The sequence below is a fragment of the Paenibacillus sp. P4_A7 genome, from assembly GCF_056402455.1.
Window position 1 is genome coordinate 1 of the sequence record NZ_JBFUHJ010000590.1, and the last position, 2,940, is coordinate 2,940.

Below are 2,940 nucleotides of genomic sequence, written 5' to 3' on the forward strand. Positions count from 1 at the left end.
CTTTTACCCTCTATAGAAACAATAGGTTTAACATTATTAAAATGTGAGATCAGAAGCCATTGATTGGTGGTATAGAATATTTTTAACATACTTTGATTCGGTGACAAGCAATGAAAACATTTCATGTCAGCCCCTCCATTGAAGGTAACCTGTCCTAGCATGTATCTTATGAGTTTAGAACTAGTGCGAACACAGTTAGGTTGATAAGGCAGTTATTAAAACTAGATGCGCCACCTCCACCATTCATAACACAATTTCACTTTGGCTAGGTCTATCTATAACATTTTGATTACTATCCAAAAATTCCAAGTAGCATGATTTTCCATCCAAACGGAATCCTCGTGTCGTAAATAGACAATCACCGATATCTCGAAAGCACAACCAGTAAATAAAATGGTATTAGACCCATTTTAGTATATGTAATATTGTTATTTGCGGCTGTTTCTATTGTCCCGAGACTGCGGATTACTGTACCTACAATCATATTAKCCGTACTTGTCGGCAAACTGTCAAAATAAGACTTCTTTACCTTCCCGGCAATATCTGTAACTTTTCCTACTACGCCGCCAACAGCGGTCACCMCAAAACTTGTAACCGTGTTAACCGCATCGGTACCACTCCCACACCTTATCAGKCAGCTGGGCAAAGAAATCAATGATGCCCGTAAGGATATTCGTCCCGACTTCAATCGCCTTTTTCACCATATCGAGAAGCCATTGTTCAAAATCGGTACATACTTTTAATAGAAATACTATCTTTGAATGCTGATCCGGTGCCGAAAAAGTAATTGGAGATGAAACAGAAATGAGTAAACTCTAATCTACCTTAATTTTTTCTAATTGGCATTACGCGCGCTAATTAAGTACCATAAGTACATAACCTTTTTATCTGCTCCTCTAAAGCGGTTGGATAACCGCTCTAGGGGCGCCTTTCAATTATTGAAACGATTGAATGGATCAAATGCGCGACTAATCATATCTAATTCAAACTCGGTGAAATATATCGTTTACATGCCATCATGCACACCGCCTATTCATTGAAGATCATTAAGCGATTGACTATGGGTTGCTGAAGGTTTTAGGTCTGTCTTATTTTCATTCAATAGAACCCGTCAACAAACCCATCATACCGAGGCGCTCCTTTTTTTGACAAAGGCCAAATCTTAGGCGAGTGAACAAAGTGAGGATGTATTCTAAAGGCATCAGAATATTGATTGGTGTTGTTTTTATCGTTTGTGTAGTGGGAGGTGCAATGGCATTCCAAATCACATATGCTAAAAGTACGATTAATCAAAGCCACACAAATCCTCCTAACTATCCTGAAAATGAAAATGGAAAGACATACGGTTCTGCCGAAGAAGCTACCTCTGTTCCCTAAAAGTTTCTCACTCTTCACTCTATAGCCGTTCGTCTCGTCCGTTTCACTTCTTATACGACACCAAATAATGGAAAGTTGCGCTAAACTGCCCGTTAGTTTAATGAAATGAGCAAGCTACCGTAGCACCTGCTCATCAATGTCTATGATTCAACTATAGTCTCCCGTTAGCGTAAGATTGTTTGGTTACCTTACCCTTACATCAAGAGAAGGTACTTGCCAGCAACTTGTACAAAATTATTATCTTAAGTGTTCTGGAATTCTTTCAGGTGAAATATTCATTACAACCGTTTCCGTCGCTGTTAGTTTCGTTAATTGCAGGTTCTTTATCTAATAATTATCGAAAATTCCTAAGTCAGTGGGTCTTCTCCAAACTTATCCCATAATAAAGGGTATCTTTCCTCTAGGTCTTCTTCCTCCCAATCAAATTCAATATCAATTGGTTCAAATGTATAACCTCGTGCTTCTAATTCATTTAAAAATTCTGAATAAATATCATCGTTATATTCAAACGATCCTGTTTTTTGATATGTGTACGCATCTGAAGCCGCTGATAAAATCTCTTCCAACTGAGGCGCAAATTCATCTTCTTGTAAATTATCTTCAGTGAAATATTCTGCTAGAAATTCAGGATTATTTACTCCCTGATTGAAAACTTCTTCTCCACGAGAAATAAGCCAGCCTCTGAAGTAATCAAATCCATCGTCTGAACATCCTCCCATTATTACAAAAGCTGCGCCCCATAATGACGATGTATAAGATTGTTCCAACTTATTTCTAAACTCAATTTCGAATTCAATGATCTCTTCTGTTCTTTTCTTTACCAATTCTTGGGTTAACCATTCTACTTGTTCTGCACCGTTCTTTTTTGAATTATCTATCATTTTCCAAAAATATTTATTCGTCATAGGTACAGCTCTCCTTTGGTTTTTATTATTTTCATTGCGGGGATATCTTTTACCGTTATATTCACGAAGTTCGTAAATACTCCATCCCGAAATGTATTCGAGAAGCGATTGAACTATCCTGCCCGTTAGTTGAGAAAAGGCAACCGATCATCTGGTCTATTTTTTTCTACAAGCTTTATCATAATTAATTTATTGGGTATAGGTAATTTCTACCATATATAAAAGATATTTCATTTATTGAGGTCATAAAGTATTGGTCTATTTAACCCTAGTAAAATATTGCCAATATCTGTTAAGATATGTTTTTCAAGGATTTTCACTTAATAAACATATAAAAAAGGAGACAAATATTGATGAGAAAATTAAGATTAGGTTTTATTACTGGGTTTTTAGTAGTCTGTATGTTACTAACATTTTCCGGAGCAGCCAGTGCAAGTGAATGGCCAGGTCCAAAGATTTATGCGGATGATTGGCCTGAGAGAGGTTGGTGCTGAAATCTAGCCCAGATTTCTTTGAATAATTCTAAACTGTTCGTATCACCTATTTTTTATCATTCTTAAAAGCCTTTGCCGAATCAAGAGGGAACTGAAAAAGCCCAAAGTCCGATATTTCTAGATTCCAAAATAATAAAATTAAAATGAGCCTCTAGAATCACTTC

Annotated in this window: 2 protein-coding genes; one reads left to right on the plus strand and one right to left on the minus strand. The window is 36.6% G+C overall.

All coding sequences use genetic code 11. The annotated features are described in order from the left end of the window. Positions 1 to 1,179: 1,179 nt before the first annotated feature. Positions 1,180 to 1,377, plus strand: coding sequence for a hypothetical protein (locus AC1DWN_RS31470; RefSeq protein WP_477562791.1), 198 nt, complete (start codon positions 1,180 to 1,182; stop codon positions 1,375 to 1,377). Positions 1,378 to 1,724: 347 nt separating this feature from the next. On the opposite strand, the gene AC1DWN_RS31475 is transcribed toward AC1DWN_RS31470, so the two are convergent. Next, positions 1,725 to 2,282, minus strand: a complete 558-nt coding sequence (locus tag AC1DWN_RS31475) for a DUF4240 domain-containing protein (protein WP_477562792.1) — start codon at positions 2,280 to 2,282, stop codon at positions 1,725 to 1,727. Between the last annotated feature and the right edge of the window lie 658 nt (positions 2,283 to 2,940).

What these genes read in the sequence shown, in the direction of transcription:
- AC1DWN_RS31475 (WP_477562792.1), bottom strand. Translation starts at nt 2,282, where the DNA reads ATGACGAATAAATATTTTTGGAAAATGATAGATAATTCAAAAAAGAAC.